15 protein-coding genes are annotated in these 18,387 nt (G+C 42.0%); 8 read left to right on the top strand and 7 right to left on the bottom strand.

The genetic code is table 11. The features are described 5' to 3' along the window. The first annotated feature begins 35 nt into the window (after nt 1-35). Nucleotides 36-1,616: a bifunctional UDP-sugar hydrolase/5'-nucleotidase UshA gene (gene ushA, locus C2M32_RS17750; protein ID WP_105169651.1), complete on the top strand. Its 1,581-nt coding sequence runs from the start codon at nt 36-38 to the stop codon at nt 1,614-1,616. A 30-nt stretch (nt 1,617-1,646) separates the two neighbouring features. Here ushA and C2M32_RS17755 read toward each other — a convergent pair whose 3' ends face one another. Together C2M32_RS17755 and C2M32_RS17760 are read right to left on the bottom strand one after the other, a co-directional pair. Then, complete coding sequence (locus C2M32_RS17755; protein WP_234401335.1) at nt 1,647-2,573, bottom strand: hypothetical protein; 927 nt, start codon at nt 2,571-2,573, stop codon at nt 1,647-1,649. Beyond that, complete coding sequence (locus C2M32_RS17760) at nt 2,563-3,273, bottom strand: PhnD/SsuA/transferrin family substrate-binding protein (RefSeq protein WP_234401336.1); 711 nt, start codon at nt 3,271-3,273, stop codon at nt 2,563-2,565. The genes C2M32_RS17755 and C2M32_RS17760 overlap by 11 nt, the downstream gene beginning before the upstream one ends. 410 nt (nt 3,274-3,683) lie before the next feature. Here C2M32_RS17760 and C2M32_RS17765 point away from each other — a divergent pair, with 410 nt between their 5' ends. From C2M32_RS17765 to C2M32_RS17775, 3 genes are all read left to right on the top strand, one after another. Then, complete coding sequence (locus C2M32_RS17765) at nt 3,684-4,535, top strand: S1/P1 nuclease (RefSeq protein ID WP_105169652.1); 852 nt, start codon at nt 3,684-3,686, stop codon at nt 4,533-4,535. Between the two features lie 38 nt (nt 4,536-4,573). Continuing rightward, nucleotides 4,574-7,672, top strand: a complete 3,099-nt coding sequence (locus C2M32_RS17770; protein ID WP_105169653.1) for a TonB-dependent receptor — start codon at nt 4,574-4,576, stop codon at nt 7,670-7,672. A gap of 208 nt (nt 7,673-7,880) precedes the next feature. Beyond that, a complete protein-coding gene (locus C2M32_RS17775) occupies nt 7,881-11,093 on the top strand; it encodes a TonB-dependent receptor (RefSeq protein WP_105169654.1) in 3,213 nt (1,070 codons plus the stop codon). Between the two features lie 691 nt (nt 11,094-11,784). Here the strand turns inward: C2M32_RS17775 and C2M32_RS17785 are convergent. Next, a complete protein-coding gene (locus C2M32_RS17785) occupies nt 11,785-12,219 on the bottom strand; it encodes a MarR family winged helix-turn-helix transcriptional regulator (protein ID WP_105169656.1) in 435 nt (144 codons plus the stop codon). Between the two features lie 128 nt (nt 12,220-12,347). Between C2M32_RS17785 and hmgA the strand changes: the two genes are divergently transcribed. Continuing rightward, nucleotides 12,348-13,643, top strand: a complete 1,296-nt coding sequence (hmgA, locus tag C2M32_RS17790) for a homogentisate 1,2-dioxygenase (RefSeq protein ID WP_105169657.1) — start codon at nt 12,348-12,350, stop codon at nt 13,641-13,643. Between the two features lie 70 nt (nt 13,644-13,713). Next, nucleotides 13,714-14,340, top strand: a complete 627-nt coding sequence (gene maiA / locus C2M32_RS17795) for a maleylacetoacetate isomerase (protein WP_105169658.1) — start codon at nt 13,714-13,716, stop codon at nt 14,338-14,340. A 2-nt stretch (nt 14,341-14,342) separates the two neighbouring features. On the opposite strand, the gene C2M32_RS17800 is transcribed toward maiA, so the two are convergent. Continuing rightward, on the bottom strand, nt 14,343-14,573 hold the full coding sequence (locus C2M32_RS17800; RefSeq protein WP_070983036.1) for a TIGR02647 family protein: 231 nt from the start codon (nt 14,571-14,573) through the stop codon (nt 14,343-14,345). A 113-nt stretch (nt 14,574-14,686) separates the two neighbouring features. Between C2M32_RS17800 and C2M32_RS17805 the strand changes: the two genes are divergently transcribed. Continuing rightward, nucleotides 14,687-14,977 carry a DUF1496 domain-containing protein gene (locus tag C2M32_RS17805; RefSeq protein ID WP_158678266.1) on the top strand — a complete coding sequence of 97 codons (291 nt, stop codon included), beginning with the start codon at nt 14,687-14,689 and terminating at the stop codon, nt 14,975-14,977. A gap of 24 nt (nt 14,978-15,001) precedes the next feature. Further along, the gene (locus C2M32_RS17810; protein ID WP_105169660.1) at nt 15,002-15,247 is read left to right on the top strand and encodes a VF530 family DNA-binding protein; all 246 of its coding nucleotides are present in this window, start codon (nt 15,002-15,004) and stop codon (nt 15,245-15,247) included. Between the two features lie 25 nt (nt 15,248-15,272). On the opposite strand, the gene C2M32_RS17815 is transcribed toward C2M32_RS17810, so the two are convergent. The 3 genes from C2M32_RS17815 to C2M32_RS17825 all read right to left on the bottom strand — a co-directional run bounded on the left by C2M32_RS17815 (nt 15,273) and on the right by C2M32_RS17825 (nt 18,307). Then, nucleotides 15,273-15,968 carry a substrate-binding periplasmic protein gene (locus tag C2M32_RS17815; protein WP_105169661.1) on the bottom strand — a complete coding sequence of 232 codons (696 nt, stop codon included), beginning with the start codon at nt 15,966-15,968 and terminating at the stop codon, nt 15,273-15,275. Between the two features lie 138 nt (nt 15,969-16,106). After that, a complete protein-coding gene (locus C2M32_RS17820; protein ID WP_105169662.1) occupies nt 16,107-17,219 on the bottom strand; it encodes an arginase family protein in 1,113 nt (370 codons plus the stop codon). A 308-nt stretch (nt 17,220-17,527) separates the two neighbouring features. After that, entirely contained in the window at nt 17,528-18,307 is a 780-nt protein-coding gene (locus C2M32_RS17825; protein WP_105169663.1) for a DUF2189 domain-containing protein, read from the bottom strand. Between the last annotated feature and the right edge of the window lie 80 nt (nt 18,308-18,387).

The raw sequence follows: 18,387 nt of genomic DNA on the forward strand, positions 1-18,387 counted from the left end.
GGGCGCATATTTGAATTTACCTGACAAAGGTCTATATGCGCATTTTGCTTTTTGTACTTTTTTGTACGCTTCTGTCTTCGTGTCAGCTCACTTCCAATCACAGCACACAATATTTAACCGTACTTCATACCAATGATAACCACGGTCGTTTTTGGCACAATGAAAAGGGCGAGTATGGTATGGCTGCCCGTAAAACGCTTATTGATCAATTGAGAGATCAAGCTGCGCAAAAGGGCCATGCAGTCGTATTACTTTCTGGTGGTGACATTAACACCGGTATCCCTGAATCAGACTTACAATTTGCAGAGCCCGATTTTAAGGGCATGAGTTTGCTTGGCTATGATGCCATGGCAATTGGTAATCACGAGTTTGACAATCCACTCCACATTTTAGAGAAACAGCAGCAATGGGCGAACTTTCCCCTGCTCTCTGCCAATATTCTGCATACTAAAGATAACACTCACGCTTACCAACCTTATGCGCTGATTAATAAGCATGGTTTGAAGATAGCCGTCGTGGGACTAACAACGCCTGACACAGCGAAAATCGCTAACCCAGAATATTTGGGAGATCTGATTTTCGTTGACCCTGCACAAATTGTTGAGTCTACAGTAACAGCGATTAAAGCATCACATGATGTGGATGTCGTTATTGCGGTCACGCACATGGGTCACTATCACGATGCAAATTTTGGTATTAATGCCCCAGGCGATGTAACGCTTGCACGTAACATCGCACCAGGGACGCTAGACATGATAATTGGCGGACATTCACAGGAACCTGTTTGTGTTGACTCTCAAGGCAACCCAGACACACAATTCGCGCCTGGTAAAGCTTGTGTTCCCGATAAGCAAAACGGCGTATGGATCATGCAAGCACACGAATGGGGGAAATTCGTTGGTAAAGCCGAGTTTAAAATTGAAAACGGCGAAAAAACCCTTATTAGCTACGAGCTGATTCCTGTAAATTTAAAAAATAACCACGACGAATACGTCAATCCATACATAAAGCCTGATGCACAAATGACAACACTGCTACAACCATATCAAGCATTTGGTGAAAAAAAACTGATGGGTAGCGTTGGTTTTGTGGACGGCTACCTTGATGGCAAACGTGACACAGTTCGCTTTAAACCAAGTAAGTTGGCTAGCTTGATTATTAAGGCACAAATGGCCGCAGTAGGTGCTGATTTCGGTTTGATCAGTGGCGGCGGCATTAGACACAGTATTGAAGCGGGAGATGTTAGTTACAAAGACATATTAAAAGTGCACCCCTTTAAAAATCGTATTACGTTAATGCAATGGCAAGGGGGTGAACTATACGAATACTTAAAAACCGTCACTAGTTTCCCAGCAGATTCAGGTGCCTATTTGCAATACTACGGGTTGTCATTCGATTATGTCGATGGCAAGTTGAGCAATGTCATGATTAACTCTCAGCCGCTCGATTTCAATGCAACCTATAAAATGAGCATTAATAGCTACAACGCATCAGGTGGTGATGGTTACCCTAGCCTAGTGAACATGGCCGGGTATAAACCAACAAGCATGACTGATGCTGAAGTCCTCAAGCAGTACTTGCAAACTCACTCTCCAATCAAAGTAAACTTGCTTTGATAAAGATAGGGAGGCAATCCGCCTCCCTTCCTATTTACCTATGACTTGAATATCTTCAAGCTCAATGTGTATCAGCCCATAACTATGTAATTTTGAACGAGACCCTTCACCATACGCCTTTGGCGGATAGTACTTTGCCTTGAGTTCGGAGTGCTCCACGAACACTTCGTCTAACGCGGCGCGAATCTCACTTAAGGTCTTTTCAAGACTATTCGAAAAGTTAGGCTTTTTCCGTACAGTGTGTCCCAATGTTGTTAACCGCTCAAAATACTTGTTAGCAATTGCAATAAGTTCATCGGGTACATCCTTATTTGGGTTAAGAATTACCTCTGGGTTAGCAACACAGTACTCCACTAACGCGATATAGAAACATAAGGGTTTATTCGCCAACTGGATTTGAACCTGATCATCCGTACTCAAACTGACATACTTTGTATTGAGGTCAATTACTAAGTTCGGCACCTCGACCTCTTGCACCAAAGACGTCTCTTTGGTGTGTTTTCGGCTAAATACAAACGCCCATAAATAAACGCCCCAGACGCCAAAAGCCATCGTAATTGGCAGCAAGTAACTTAACCATGAAATATGAGTATTAACCTCGTAGAAAAAACCAATGTGACGGTGCGCTGAGTTAAGCGTATAAACGTTACCTTTACTGGCCTGTTCAATATTACTGGAACTGGTTAACCCCGTCAGCCTGACTCTCGATTTGCTTGCAGCTAACTGCTCATTGATAGACGCGATGTATTGCTCAACCTTTTGTTCATTACCACTATAGTTAAACAATGGGTCGGCGATAGGAAGCATATCTATATCTAATGCGACACGTGTGGCTAATTTACTTATATCTAACTGACTGTTGCTTTTAATCAGTGAATGTTGTGACACGGCAAAAACACTGATGAATATCACTAAAAAAAGCAACAAGCTAGAGAGCATATGGTAATTAGGCTTCATTTCTGTTCACCTCAACAAATCCATAAGGTGGCTTCTCGCATTGCCAATAATGCTTAAGAGAACTGAAGTAGTTTGACTGCATGTCATTGACCACATCATTGACGCTGTTCTGTAATGAGCAAGCCAAGTCTGTGTTTTCATCGCTCATTTTTATATACCACTTGCTACCACTCACATTATCTGCAATCGGGGTAATGTAATTTTTTGAGAAACGCTGCTGATCGTTGTCTTGCCAATATGAAGCAATAATGTCCACTTCTCCTTTTGACAGCAAGTCTCGCAACGCACTATGGGAACTTGCGTAGACGATACTCAACGCAGAGACATCAATATCCAGTTGTTTAAAAACCTGTTTAGGTAAAATATGGCCTGAACGGCTGGTCGGATAATCTACCAAGCCTATTTTCTTGTCTAAGAAATAAGCCTTTTCAATTCTTGGCTTTTCACGGCTGGAGATAAAAAAAGCAGTGTAGCTTGGATAACCAATCAAAGGCATATAATTTTGAGTAGACTCCGCCATCATGGCTTCCATGATGTTGTCTTTGCTCAAAATGAGATCCGCTATGCCCTTCGCTAAAAATTCTATTTGCTCAGCTAAACTGCCTCCCCAATACACCTCTACGGTGCCAAACTGCTTGGCTAATACCTCATTGTCACACAGTGAGCTTTGTAGTCGACTAGCAAGGCTTTGCACTGGCACATGGACTCTAAACACCGAATTATTCACTGCTGAGGGGAATTTACATGTATACGAGTAGGAACTGACAGGTAGCAGTTTATTTAAATCGCTGTTAATCCATAAATTGGGGAGCGACCATGCTCCTATCAAACTGAGTAGTAGCACTAAAAAAAACGCTGTTTTTTTGTTCAGACGGTATCGATTCTTCAAAACGGAAAACTTATTGGCCCAGAAACAAAGCCATTACAACAAGTTCCTTTACTTATTGCAATAGGTAACTTTACTTAAATGATATAACTCACTGTTTATTATGCTTTATTAATAAGAAATTATGAATCTAATTGACTCCTTTTATTTTCTTGAAAAACACGGACAATTGACCTTATTGAAATGGCGGTTGAACACCGCGTTTTACTCAGAGTAAATAAGTCATGTTAATAAAAAATTTGTCAAAATTAGTAGCCGTTGCTGCGATAGTAACTTCATCTCAAGCCATTGCTTGGGGCCAAAATGGTCATCGTATTGTTGGAGAATTAGCTGAGCAGAACCTCACGCCGACAACTAAGCAAGCATTAGTGCCGCTACTTGAAGGTGACTCTCTTGCTAGAGTATCCACTTGGGCAGACGAAATGCGCTCTGACAGCAGCAAGTTCTGGAGCAAAACTTCTTCCAAATGGCACTATATTAACGTTTCAGACGCCGACAACATGCACCAGCATGTTCATCACAACATCTCTTCTAAAGAACAAGTAAAGAATATTCTTGATGGCATCTACTACGGCATCAACACATTAAAATCTGAAAACGCCTCAATTGACGAAAAACGATTCGCACTGCGCTTTTTAGTACACCTAGTTGGTGACAGCCATCAGCCTTTCCATGCTGGCCGTGCTGCAGACCACGGAGGCAACAAAATTGATGTTACTTTCTTCGGTGATAAAACCAATCTACACACCACGTGGGACACTCGCCTGATAGAAAACGAAAGCTTGTCTTACACTGAGTTTACAAATTTCATAAAAACGTCAAATAGCGCTATCATTGAAGACTATTTGAACAGTGAGCCTGCTGACTGGTTGCTAGAGTCTCACCATATTTCTGAAAAAATTTATAACTTAAATGAAACTGACATAAGTTACGGGTACATTTACAAATATATGCCAACAGTTAAGACTCGCTTACAACAAGGCGGCATAAGATTGGCGGGTTTGTTGAACCAGATTTTTGATAAAAAGGCGCAGCCATTAAAAGAAGCGCTTAAGACTTCTAAAACTGCTGATTAACTAACTAGTAAGCTCTAAATTTTACGGGAAACAATATAATGAAAACTCTTTTGCGCAAAACTTCGCTGTCGCTTGCGATTGCAGCAAGTTTAGCTACCAGCGGTGCTGTATTTGCTAATGACACGGCATCAAGCCTAAAAGGACAAGTCGTTGGTCCTCAGGGTAATCCAGCAGCTGGTACCAAAATCACCATTATTCACACCCCTTCTGGCTCAGTTAAAACAGCCGTAGTTAATGAAAGTGGTGTTTTTTCAGCAAAAGGCCTTCGTGTAGGTGGTCCTTACCAAATTATCGTAGACTCAGACAAGTTTGAAGATACGATGCTTGAAGACATTTACCTATCTCTTGGTAAAACCTATCCAGTTTCTGTGCAGTTGAAGTCACAGCAAGATATGGAACAAATTGTGGTAACCGGTCGCCCAATTACAGCTCAGTCTGGCGGTACGGGCCCAGCAACACATTTCTCGTTAGCAGAATTACAAAGCAAACCAGCTATCAACCGCGATATTAAAGACATTGTTCGTACTGACCCTCGCATTTATGTAGACGAGAGTAACTCTGGTGCAATTCAGTGTGCCGGTGGTAACCCACGTTTCAACAGCTTAACTGTTGACGGTATGCGCATGAACGATAACTTTGGTTTGAACAGCAATGGTTACCCTACAGAGCGTATGCCATTTTCGTTTGACTCAATCGCTCAAGTAGCTGTAGAGCTTGCCCCATTTGATGTTCAGTACGGTGGTTTCACTTCTTGTAACATCAATGCTGTAACAAAGTCTGGTACAAACGAATTGACCGGTGGCGTATTCTTTGACTACACCAATGACTCTCTTTCTGGAGATCAAATCGACGGCGAGAAACAAAACATCGGTAATTACACCGAGAAACGCTACGGTTTCAACGTTGGCTTACCACTCATTGAAGATTCATTATTCTTATTCACCAGCTATGAGAAATTAGAAGGGTCTGAAATCTTCGAATATACCCCATATGCTAACGGTAAAATCTCAAAAACTGATATCGATGAAATCGTAGCGATTACCAAAGATCTTTATGGCTACGATGCAGGCTCTATGATCCCAAGCATGCCTGTAGAAGACGAAAAGCTACTCGTTAAACTTGACTGGAACATCAACGACGATCACCGTGCAAGCTTTGTATATAACTACAACGATGGTTTTTCATTGTCACAGTCTGATTCAGGCTCAGATAGATTGTCATTATCAAACCACTTCTATGAGCGTGGCGCCGAGTTACAATCATTTGTGACCTCTATTTACTCAGATTGGACTGATGTATTCACTACAGAAATTCGTATCGGCTACTCTGAGCTTGATAACCGTCAAATCTCTTTAGACCGCGCTTCAGGTTTTGGTGAATTCCAAGTTAACGTTGATGGCGTGAATGTATACCTAGGTCCAGATGATTCTCGTCAGGCTAACAAACTAAAATACGACAACCTGTCACTAAAATTTGCAGGTACTTACTACTTAGACGAGCATGAGCTGTACTTTGGCTATGAGCGTGAAGAATTAGACGTATTCAACATGTTCGTGCAACACAATGAAGGTGAGCACCGCTTTGCTAGCATCGATGCTCTTCGTGAAGGTGTAGCACGTGTGTACTACGGTAATGCTTCTTCTCACAATCCAGCTGATGCTGCAGGTGAGTTCAAATACGCTTTAAACACATTGTATTTCCAGGACAAATTTGATCTTATCGAATACGATATGACCATCACAGCGGGCCTTCGTTATGATTGGTACACCAGTGACGATGTACCGGCTCACAACCCGAACTTTGAAGAACGTTTTGGCTTTTCAAATCAACAAAATCTAGATGGCGTTGACTTGCTACAGCCGCGTTTAGGCATCAACTGGGTGTATAACGATCAGTTAGAACTGCGCGGTGGTATTGGTCTGTATTCTGGCGGCAACCCGAACGTTTGGATCTCAAACAGCTACTCAAACGACGGTATTCGTAATATTCAAGAAAGTGCACGTGATGTTCAGTTACTCGGTCCGGATGCAGTTGCATTCGTAGATGGTGGTAAACCAGGCTATGCGATTCCACAGTCTCTATATGATGCAATCAGTACAGGTAGCGTTGATGATAGCACTAACGTAACTGACCCTAATTTTGAAATTCCTTCAGAGTGGAAGTTCTCATTGGGTGCCACGTACATCACTGAATCTGACTATGTATTCACTGTTGATTACTTGTACACAGACAAACAAGACTCTGCAATCATCAAGAATATTACTCTTGCAACTGACGAAACTGCACCAGACGGTCGTCCAATTTATAATGACTCACTACACTCACGTGAATCAGATTTAATGCTGACTAATGTAAAAGGTGATGATGGTTACAGCCATGTATTGTCATTCGGTATGAACAAGTCATTTGACAATGGTATTGACCTTGCACTTTCTTATGCCTATTCAGTGTCACAAGATGTACACCCAATGGACAGCTCTGTTGCGTTCTCTAACTTCCATAGAATCGCAGCGTATGATCCACAAAACCCAGGTGTATCTAGATCTGACTACGAAGTGCCTCACCGTGCGACTATGTCGTTATCGTACAGTCATGAGTTATTTGACGGCCTAGACACTAAGTTCAGTCTATTTGGTCAAGCAAGCGTAACAAACCCTTACTCGTACACGTTTGAAGGCCAACGTTCTAGCATGTTCGGTTATGCAGACGACAACCGCGACTTGTTATACGTACCAAATGCTGAGGACGGACACGTTGTATATGGCGAAGAGTTCGACAAAGCAGGTTTTGACGCTTGGGTTGAACGTGAGGGCTTGAAACGCGGCTATATTCAAGGTCGTAACTCACAAGAAGGTGAATGGTGGGTAACCTTTGACCTTAAAGTTGAGCAAGAGTTTGGTGGCTTTGCCGAAGGTCATAAAGGTTCAGCATTCTTTGTGATTAAAAACGTAGGTAACCTACTGAACGATGATTGGGGTACGTTAAAAACTGGTAGCTCAATGCAAAACGCTGTTACCGCGTCAATCAATGACAATGGCCAGTATGTATTTGAAAAGTTCAATAACCCATCAGGTACAGACTTTGAAATAAAGCCATCGTTATACGAAATTCGCTTTGGTGTTAAATATAACTTCTAAGCAGTAAATTCTATCGATTGAGCTTTTAATACACGAATCAAGCACGGTTAGCCTCCTCAAAGGAGCTAATCGTGTTTTGTTGTGGTTAATTAGCAGTAATTGATGGGTACAATAGTTTTACGGCTAAATATTTGTTTGTTCAGGGACGCATCGATTTAGCTTTTATTAATTGAAATCAACATAACCTAAACACACGGGAAACAACACAATGAAAAACGTTCGCTTAACTAGAGTGGCAGGCGCTTTAGCATTAGCTCTTGGCGTATCAGCAAGCGCATTCGCTTCTGACACTTCATCAGCAATGCGTGGTAAAATCACTACTCCTACTGGTGATGCAGCCGCTAACGTTAAAGTTACTGTTATTCACGAACCAACAGGCACTGTAAGTACTTTTACTACTAACGAATCTGGTGCGTTTATCGCAAAAGGTCTTCGTGTAGGTGGTCCTTACCGCGTCGTAATTGATTCAGACAAGTATTCTGACGCTCAGCTAGATAACATCTTCCTAGAGCTAGGCGACACGCACCGTATCGTTAACCAGTTAGAGCCACTACAACAAGTAGAAAAAATTGAAGTGACTGGTTATAAAATCGTACAACAAGCTGGCGGTTCAAACAGCGTATTTGGTGCAGATACCATTGAAAATGCACCAAGCTTTAATAACGACATTAAAGATGTAGCGCGTATCAACCCACTAGCAAGCATTAACGGTGATGGCGAATTAACGATTGCAGGTAACAACCCACGTAGTAACAGCCTAACAGTTGATGGCATCGGCCAAAATGATGACTTTGGTCTTGCAAAAGGTGGATACCCGACTGTTCAGCCTCCTGTAGCACTTGATGCGATTGAGCAAATTTCAGTTGACGCTTCACCTTTCTCAGCTAAAAAAGGTAACTTCGGCGGTGGTACAATCAACGCTGTTACTAAGTCAGGTTCTAACGAGTACTCTTTCACAGGTTTTTATGAGCACAGCTCACCAAGCCTTGGTGGTAAAGTTGACAACATCACACAAAATGTTGATGGCCGTGATTCAGTATTAGATGAAGACGGACACAGAACCTACGACTCTAAGAAAGTAAAAACTGAAGTCACTGAAAAGCGCTTAGGTTTCAGTACCGGTGGCGCAATCGTCAAAGACGAGCTTTTCTACTTCGTTAACTACAACGCATGGAGAAAAGAAAAGGAGCTAGGTTATGGTTTTGCAGGCTCAGGTGCAGAAAAAGAGTTTGTCGCTAGCCAAGCTGACTACGACCAATTCATTACCACTTTGAATGACGTTTACGGCATTCAAGACACGGTTGGTGGCAATCCAGATGACAGCAGTGATAGTATCCTTATAAAGCTAAGCTGGAACATCAACGATGCACACCGTGCTGATTTTACTTATCAGTGGCAAAATGAAGAAGAAGTCAGAGATTTCCAAGAAGACGACAATGAAACTGTGCAAATGCAGTCTAGTCTTTACACAATGACTTATAAGTTCAACAACTTTGCAACGAAGATTTACTCTGATTGGTCTGATGACTTCACCACTGAATTTGGCATTGCGTACAAAGATGTAAGCAATGTTAGTCATACAAATTCTGACTTGGGTCAAATCAACGTCTATTTAGATGGTGGTCGTGGTGCTGGTTTTGAGTTTGGTGCAACAGAATACCGCCACAACAACGTTGGTGAAACTGAAACATTAGAGTTGACGTTTGATGCGACTTACCTGCTTGGTGAGCACGAAATAGGTTTTGGTGCTCAGTATAAAGACTTACGTCTTTACAACCTATTTGCAGAGAACTCTCGTGGTTCTTGGACATTTGGCAGCTTAGAAGATTTCGCAAATAAGAAACTACACATTAGCAGAGATGATTATCGATTCAGCTATGGTAATGCGTACACCAACGATGCCAACGATATGGCGTATGACTCAACACGCAACCAATTTGCACTTTACGTTGAAGACAAGTTCTACCCAACTGATGATTTAGAAGTAACAGCAGGTCTTCGTTATGAGCGTTTATCTTCAAGCGATGAAGCTCAGCTAAACGAAAACTTCCTAAGCACTTATGGTTACTCAAACACAGAAAACCTTGATGGTTTGGACATCATCTTGCCACGTGTTGGATTTAAGTACTACGCTACAGAGTCATTAACTATTAATGGTGGTATTGGTCGTTTCCAAGGCGGTATTCCTAACGTTTGGTATAACGCACCATTCCAAAACGATGGTATTACTTATGTAACTGCACCACAAAATGCAATCAACGATTACTTTGCCGGTGTTGAGCAAGTAGATATCACTCGTGTGCCAGATGAAATAAAGGGCTCATTGGTAAAAGGTGCTGGTAGCACAAACTACACAGATCCGAACTTCGAATTACCTTCAAGCGTTCGTGCACAAGTAGGTTTTGAGTATGATTTCGACTCAGAACTACTAGGCGATGGCTACAAATGGACAGCTGAACTTGCTTATCACAAGAAAGAGAACGAAGCGGTATGGCGCAACACGGCAATCACACCAGTGGGCACATCTGCAACGGGTCGTGTTATCTATGAAAGCATCTATGAAGGTGACTTAAAAGATAACTTCGACATCATGATGACTAACTCAAAAGAGAATGGTCGCTCAGTTATCTTTAGTACGTCACTTGCTAAAGAGTTTGAAAATGGTTTATACGTTTCAGCAAGCTATACACATCAGGACGTTGAAGATGTAAACCCAGGAAGCTCATCACGTGCACAAAGTAACTACCAGTACGCGACTGTACACAGCCGTAACGTAGATTTAGTAGGCCGTGGTCACTATGAAGTTGAGCACAACTTCAAGCTTACTATGAGCTACAACACTGAGTTCTTCGACGGTTATGCATCTAAGTTCAACGTATTCTTTGAGCGCCGTTCAGGTCGTCCATTTAGCTATACAATGGGCTCATACCGTGATGGTGATTTAGGTGATACTCGTGACTTTAACAGCACATCTGCTTATTTAGCATACATCCCAACAGGTGCTGATGATGCCAATGTAAACTGGGAAGAGTCAGGCTTATCTTGGGACCAGCTAGAGACGCTGCTAAACCGTGCGGGTATTTCTGAGCGTGGCCAGTTACTTGACCGTAACACTGGTACACAGCCTTGGGTTACTACTATGGATGTCAGCTTCAAGCAAGAAATTCCTGGCTTCTACAAAGATCATAAAGGTGAGTTCTACGTCATGATTGAGAACTTCGCTAACCTGCTGAACAGCGACTGGGGTGTAGAGAAGAAGTTGAAGTTCTCTGACCAAGCTGTTTATGACTTCGGTGGCCTAGACGATGACGGTAAACTTATCATCGAACCTCGTTACAAAGGCGCAGATGTTCGTAACTACACTGAAATCAGTGAAGCATCAGCGTGGAGAGCGAAAATCGGTATTCGTTACACGTTCTAATCTCACTTTGATTAGCGCATAAATTTAAAAGGCCAACATAATGTTGGCCTTTTTATTGGACTCAGCTTCTATCTAGCGCTTCTAACTATAAGTTCGTCGTCATTAATAATGCCAAAAGGACATCGCATGAACTATTATGCAAATAAGATTACCTATATTTGTTTATTGTTTTCTTTAGTATTTATCATAGCGTTCGATTTAATTCTGACGTCGTTTATTGGCAGCGGTATTAATTATCAAGATTCATCTGAATTGCTCACGATCAGTATGCCATTTTTGTTTAACTGCGCTGGAGCTTTGTGTTTAGCGATGTTTTTGGCTGGGAGTTTGAAAGCTTCTAAGCGGCGCTACCGACAATATACAAATTGCTGCTCAATGAGCATTGTGGTTTATTCGGTTGTTGTATCAACTATTTTTGTTTTTGGATTAAGAGACAAAATTACTGGGTTTTCTCTAGATGGGTTTTGGTATGACTACGCTCCTTTCAGCAGTTTATATTTAAACTTCTTGTTCGTCATTTTATTGTATTGGGTATTTAGATTTAGCGCGCCCAGTGAGAAATAAGCCATCACTCACAGTGATCTGATTAAGGCTCTAGGGCTGGTGTTATACATCAGCCCAATACAACCTTAAATTGATTTACTTCTCACTTATGCCCTTTTTACTAATTTTAATGACACAGTAACTGAGCTTATTGCTTATCAACTTGCTGCTCTATCTTATCCATAACATGTCGTAACACCTGCTTTTCATTGTCAGATAGCTCAACTAATAACCCCTGCTCCCACTCAAGGGCTTTAGGCGACAGTTCAGCGTAAAGTACATCACCCATGTGCGTCAAACTCAGCAACTTAGCACGCTTATCGTTGGGGTCTGCACAAAGCTCAATAAGTTGTTTATCCGTTAGCTGCTTAACGGCTCGCGACATGGTTGACTTATCAATCTCAGCCAAGTCACATAATTGCTTTGCAGAGCACTGCTTTTGCTGCGCCAAGTGCGCAATCACGCGCCACTGCGGTACAGTTAACCCAGCCTGCTCAAAGTAAACTTCTGAAAAAGCAGCACTGACTTTATTTGCCAACTTCACCAGTCTATAAGGTAAAAATTCGTCTATTTTTAGTGACATCTCACTCAACTCTTAGCCATACGCCCATACACGCGTAAACAATTATATACAAAAGGATCATTGAAAGACACTTGATAATACTCTCACATGAGAGTATCTTAGACACATCTACTAAGGAGTCAAAGACTATGAGCAACGAATTTCAATATCTAACAGGCTTTGGTAATGAGTTTGAAACCGAAGCATTACCTGGCGCTTTGCCAATTGGCCAGTTTTCTCCACAAAAAGTAAAATATGACCTATACGCGGAGCAATACAACACCACAGCTTTTACAGCGCCGCGTGCAGACAACCGCAGAAACTGGTTCTACCGTATTCGTCCATCTGTAGTACAAGGCGACTATCAGGCTATGGATAACGGCTTAGTGCGTACTGCGCCTATCACAGAAGTCCCTACGCCACCAACTATGCTACGTTGGAACCCAATTGAAATTCCAGCTGAAAAAACCGACTTCATTGATGGTTTAGTCACCATGGCCGCCAACGGCAGTGCCAATGGTCAATCAGGTATTGGTATTCACGTTTACGTGGCGAATGCATCAATGGAAGGCCGCTACTTCTATAACGCTGATGGCGAGTTATTGTTTGTACCTCAACAGGGTGAGCTCGTGTTACACACTGAATGCGGTAAATTAGCTCTTCGCCCTGGTGAAATTGCTGTTATTCCGCGTGGTATTAAATTCTCAGTTGAACTTATTAGCGATCAAGTACGTGGTTATATCTGTGAAAACTACGGTCATCCGCTTATTCTTCCTGAACGTGGCCCTGTAGGTGCAAACGGTTATACCAACGAGCGTGACTTCCAATACCCTGTCGCAGCGTTTGAAGATAAAGAAGGTGATTTTGAGCTGGTTGCTAAGTTTAACGGTAACCTATTCCGTTGTGATATCAGCCATTCACCTCTGGATGTAGTAGCTTGGACGGGTAACAGTGCGCCGTACAAATATGACTTAGCCCGTTTCAACGTAATGAACACCGTAAGCTTTGACCACCCAGACCCGTCAATCTTTACCGTACTTACTTCACCGTCAGGTACTGCTGGTGTAGCAAACGTTGATTTTGTGATTTTCCCACCACGCTGGATGGTGGCAGAGAACACCTTCCGCCCGCCTTATTACCACCGTAATATTATGAGTGAGTTTATGGGCTTGATTGAAGGCGTGTACGACGCAAAAGAACATGGCTTTGTACCAGGTGGCATGAGCTTACATAATTGTATGTCTCCTCATGGTCCTGAAGCTGACGTATTTGAAAAAGCATCAAACGCCGAGTTAGAGCCTCAACGCTACGAAAATACACTCGCGTTTATGTTTGAATCTCGCTACGTTATTTCTCCAACTAAGTATGCCCTTGAAGGTAAAGAGCGTCAGCCAAATTACCTAGATTGTTGGAAAGGTATTAAAAAATACTACAAAGGCGCGTAAGCTAAGCTTAATGCTCTATTTCATAAGGCACTCACAATGAGTGCCTTTTGTCGTGATTAAGGAACAACTAATGAAACTGTATACTTATTTCCGCTCATCCGCAGCATATCGTGTGCGTATCGCACTTAATCTGAAAAACATTCCCCATGAATTAGTCGGCGTAAATCTGCTTAAATCGGAGCAACAAGGTGAAAGTTACACCAGTAAGAATCCGCAAGGCCTGTTACCAGCGCTGGAAACAGATCAAGGAGTATTAGCCCAGTCTCTTGCTATTTTGGAGTGGTTAGAAGAAACCCACACAGACACGCCGCTGTTGCCAAATGATCCATGGCAAAAGGCCCAAGTGCGAAATTTCTGTTACGCCATTGCCTGTGATATCCACCCAATTGATAACTTGCGTGTACTGAAGTATCTAAGCCAAGAGCTACATGTGGACGATGAGCAAAAAAACACGTGGTATCGCCACTGGGTTATCGAAGGATTTAAAAAGCTTGAGCTTATGCTTGGTGATTCACCATTTTGCTTTGGCGATAAGCCAACACTGGCAGATGTGTGTTTGGTCCCACAGGTGTTTAATGCGCTTCGCTTTAAAGTCGATATGACGCCATATCCAAAAATCGCTGCTATCTACGCGCGCTGCAATGAAATGGCGGCATTTAGTGATGCTGCGCCAGAGAATCAACCTGACGCGCAATAGTTTTATTGTAAAGCACAGTGGACCTGATCTAAGTGTGAGATCAGATCCAAGCCCAGATCGGTAAGATAACCGCCATCTGGGCTATCAATTATCCCCTTGTCATAGAGTCTTTGCGCTGCATCACGCAAGCTTTGTTCCGCATTGCTATGTATTTTAATGCCCTGATGCATACTGGTTCTGGGAAACTTAGCCAGTAATGTTAGCTCTGCCATCATATTTTGATCAAACGCCATTGCGATCCCCTTCTTTTCTTTTAATCTTGTTATATAGTTAGCGATATAGTGTTATGCATAACGTACACTTAAATTGCGTCAATTTAAGATTAGCCAACTCTCGGAATTCCGCCATGAAATCACTTATTTATATCGTTTCAATGACTGTATTATTAACTGCGATTAATGCATTTGCTGTTGATACAAATCACAAAAATGTGACTCTCCTAGAAACGCCTTATAACGTATGTTGGTATCAAGGTGTGCAGTACAGTGAAGGGTCGCTCATAAAGCAACTTGAACACACTTTTGTTTGTACACATAAGTATGTAAACCAACCGCAAAGTCAGTTAGTGTGGCTAAAGGCAGATAAAGAAGGACAGCCCATTAGGCTAGACCCAGTAAAGACAATCAGGGTAAAATAGGCGTTTTAAGACTCAGGTGATCTAATGACTCAACCACAGCCCAATAATCCATTACATGGCGTAAAACTAGAAGATATAATTATAAAGCTAGAGAAGGAGTTAGGCTGGCAAGCAATGGGCGAAGCGGTTAACATTCGCTGTTTCACCCATGATCCGAGTGTGAAATCCAGTTTGAAGTTTCTACGCAAAACCCCTTGGGCAAGAGAAAAAGTCGAACAGTTATATTTAGATACCTTTCACGGTTTTGTGTGGCCAACCATAAAAAAATAAAGCTATTTTGGCGATGAGTCTGTGCTCACTGATACAACTCGTTGTGTGCCTGTAGGATCTTATTTTTTATTCGCACAGGCAGCTCCTTATTACATGCAAAGTAAAGTTCAGCACCAAAGTTGGGTAAGGTATAAACCTTTTCCAGCTCTTTTGCTAAAGGCTCGCCCTTACTCTTATAATCAAACTGCACATCACTTAAAATGACTAAATCAAGCAGCCCTTTGCGCGTTTCCAACAGTTCAAACACGTTGTCAAAAGTTGAAATAATCAATAAATGCTGTTCATCTACAAAACCATGTTCTTTTAAATACAAATGACTAAAGTTCTGTCTGATCACTGCGGTTTTATATTGCTTTGCATCTTCCAACGAATTAATTGCGTACTTTCGATTTCGCAAACCATAAAATGACACACTGAATTGACCTAGAGGAAACAACCAGTTAAATAGCTTTTCACGGGACTGTGCCCGAGCAATAGAAAAAATACAGCTATTGGGGTTTCGTTGAGCTGCACTGTAAGTGACAGACCAACGATTGACATTGATGCTGTAATCAAGCTGCGCTTTATCAAGTACTTGTCTCACTTTGTCTGCAGCCGAACCTACAAGGTTTCCATTTGCGTCGGTATATTGAAAGTAGGGAAACTCTTCTGTGAACACATTGAGATCACTTGCACTAGCTGCGTATGAAAATACTCCCAAAATGATTAACCATACATGCATTTAGTAACAACCTGTAACCCTGTGGACTAACAAGAAATATAGCGTACTTACTGGAATTACAACAGAATTGCTAGGGAATGTACTGTTTTGAACAGGTAGTATAAGAAACCTACCTGTTCAGAAGTGATAATGCTGCGATTAAGAGTTATTGATAGCGTCTATGAGAAATGCTGAGATCTTCGCCCCTTCACGCAGGGTTGTCTCAGAGCTAGATTGACCAACTAACGAGCTATCTGTAAACGGCGCGATTTCCATCATATCAGCGCCAGTGATCGGAAACTCTTCACGTAATGCACGCAAAATCGTCATCGCTTCGTCAGGGGTCATACCGTTACCCTCAGGTGTACCTGTAGCCGAAGCAAACTCTTCATCCAGCGCATCAATATCAAAACTTACGTAAAGCTCATCAACGTTATCAGCTTTAAGCTGTGCAATAACTTGCTTTACTATCGCATCAGCACCTTGCTCACGAATCTCATGCGCCCAATGTTGTTTCACACCAAATGTCGATTCCCAATGTGTTTTATCTTTACCACTAGAGCGAATACCAAACTGAATTAAGTGATGAGAAGCCGGCAAGTATTCAAGTATATGTGTACACCAAGAACCAAAGCACAAATCAATACCTAAGCGTTCAACTAGCAAATCTGTGTGTGCATCAAAATGAATGATAGCAGTGCGTTTACCTGCCGCTCTTTTGGCTTTTAAATAAGATTTGGTTAGTGGGTAGCTGATCGAATGATCTCCGCCAATACCAAAAATCCCTTTGTCTGGGTGCTGCTGATAAAAACCATCACACACATCTTCGGTGATAGATAACGGCGAAACGTAATAGTCGCTGTTATCATCTTGATACAATGCCTTTTGGCAGTTGCTTATCGTCGCATCATTTAGATACTTATCGTGTAGCAAGTGAGGAATAACGCGCACATCACCCAAATCAAATGCACTAATGTGAGGGTGTTGTTCAATCAGGGTTGAGCGTAAAAACAGTGGGCCCCAATTAGCACCTCTTAAAATTCCGCCACCACAATCTGAGCTGATCCCCAAAATCGCCGCTTTGTATTCACTGTTTTCAAGCGTGGTGAGTGATTCTTTCCACAATACATCGACACCCTCGGTTTGACCGTACAATTTTGTTCTTAACGCGTCCTTTCTTTCTTTAGCGGTATTGACCGTAAATACGCCGTCCCCAGGAGGACACAAACAGTGCTCGAGTTTCTGTTGGAATTGTTGCTTTGTCATTGTCATTTAAAACCTCCTAAGATAACGATTCTTGCATATTCATGCGTTTAGCTGCGCTGACTAATATTTTTTCTATCTAATGTTGTTTTAGTTTCTACTGTTGGGAACCAAAATAAACTCTCTTCCCATAAAAAAAATAAAGTCATATAAAACAATAAACTAAATAAAATTCACTCAAGTAAAGAATGAAAGAACGCAATGAAAAATGTGAACTTGCAGGAGGTATAACATCGTTGGCGGCAAAGTCAACCACGGGCCAAAACGTCACTTTTGAACCCGTGGTTTTATATTCACAACCGATGAATAGTTAAGGGTTATTCATACCCTCTTGGTTTTTTAGTTTTAATAATCGCAATGTAGCCATGCCAACTTGCGTAACTCAATAGCGGCATAATGACAATAAATCCAGCTGTGCCAGTTAAAAAGCCAACTAATACGAGTGTCACAATGATTGCGCACCAAACAAGCATCGCACCAACATTAGATTTAACTGCGTGAATTGAACTCACCACCGCGGTCATGATGTCTACCCTACGCTCCATCATTATTTGCGGTGTAAAAGCTGAAATGGCGAATACTGAAATCATCAGTATACCTCCCACCAAGGTGCCCAGTGTCAGAAACGCAGATAACTGCTCGAAGGTTGGGTTTGATACATTTGGATATAGGGCGTGGATCAGTGCCGCTAATCGCATCCAAACGATCATAATCACCATCAAAAGCACCGCAAATCCCCATTCGCCAGCAGGATTTCTAAACATGGATTTTAAGCTGTGTGTAAAAGTTGGCGTGTGCCCCTTTTCTAACTCCCATGCCACATCATACAAACCCGCAGCAAAGGCAGGGCCAATCAATGCAAAAGCGACCACTGCAGGCAGAATCACTAAATGAGTGCCTGATTGATATACTAGCCACATAATCGTGGCTGGAATAAGGGTAAATATTAGCCCATAGATTAAACTTAGCACTGGCGCTCTAGCAATATCTTTGAACGCTAAAGCCAACCAATGAAACGGAGAAAATGTACTTATTTTATTACTTTCAAAACAACGCGCGAATTCTGTATGTTTCTCAATCGGTGCAGATGTAGGCATAATGGTTCCTCTTATTATTGCTACACTTTAGGTTTAGAAGATCAGCCATAAAGATGCAAGTAAGCACATGTGTGCATATG

Source organism: Pseudoalteromonas sp. T1lg23B, assembly GCF_002964665.1.
Classification (GTDB): Bacteria; Pseudomonadota; Gammaproteobacteria; order Enterobacterales; family Alteromonadaceae; genus Pseudoalteromonas.

Coding starts and splice junctions, on each gene's coding strand:
- C2M32_RS17820 (WP_105169662.1), bottom strand. CDS start 17,219: ATGACAATGACAAAGCAACAATTCCAACAGAAACTCGAGCACTGTTTG.
- C2M32_RS17800 (WP_070983036.1), bottom strand. CDS start 14,573: ATGGCGTTTGATCAAAATATGATGGCAGAGCTAACATTACTGGCTAAG.
- C2M32_RS17785 (WP_105169656.1), bottom strand. CDS start 12,219: ATGTCACTAAAAATAGACGAATTTTTACCTTATAGACTGGTGAAGTTG.
- C2M32_RS17805 (WP_158678266.1), top strand. CDS start 14,687: ATGAAATCACTTATTTATATCGTTTCAATGACTGTATTATTAACTGCG.
- C2M32_RS17755 (WP_234401335.1), bottom strand. CDS start 2,573: ATGAAGCCTAATTACCATATGCTCTCTAGCTTGTTGCTTTTTTTAGTG.
- C2M32_RS17825 (WP_105169663.1), bottom strand. CDS start 18,307: ATGCCTACATCTGCACCGATTGAGAAACATACAGAATTCGCGCGTTGT.
- hmgA (WP_105169657.1), top strand. CDS start 12,348: ATGAGCAACGAATTTCAATATCTAACAGGCTTTGGTAATGAGTTTGAA.
- C2M32_RS17775 (WP_105169654.1), top strand. CDS start 7,881: ATGAAAAACGTTCGCTTAACTAGAGTGGCAGGCGCTTTAGCATTAGCT.
- C2M32_RS17815 (WP_105169661.1), bottom strand. CDS start 15,968: ATGCATGTATGGTTAATCATTTTGGGAGTATTTTCATACGCAGCTAGT.
- C2M32_RS17770 (WP_105169653.1), top strand. CDS start 4,574: ATGAAAACTCTTTTGCGCAAAACTTCGCTGTCGCTTGCGATTGCAGCA.
- maiA (WP_105169658.1), top strand. CDS start 13,714: ATGAAACTGTATACTTATTTCCGCTCATCCGCAGCATATCGTGTGCGT.
- C2M32_RS17765 (WP_105169652.1), top strand. CDS start 3,684: ATGTTAATAAAAAATTTGTCAAAATTAGTAGCCGTTGCTGCGATAGTA.
- ushA (WP_105169651.1), top strand. CDS start 36: ATGCGCATTTTGCTTTTTGTACTTTTTTGTACGCTTCTGTCTTCGTGT.
- C2M32_RS17810 (WP_105169660.1), top strand. CDS start 15,002: ATGACTCAACCACAGCCCAATAATCCATTACATGGCGTAAAACTAGAA.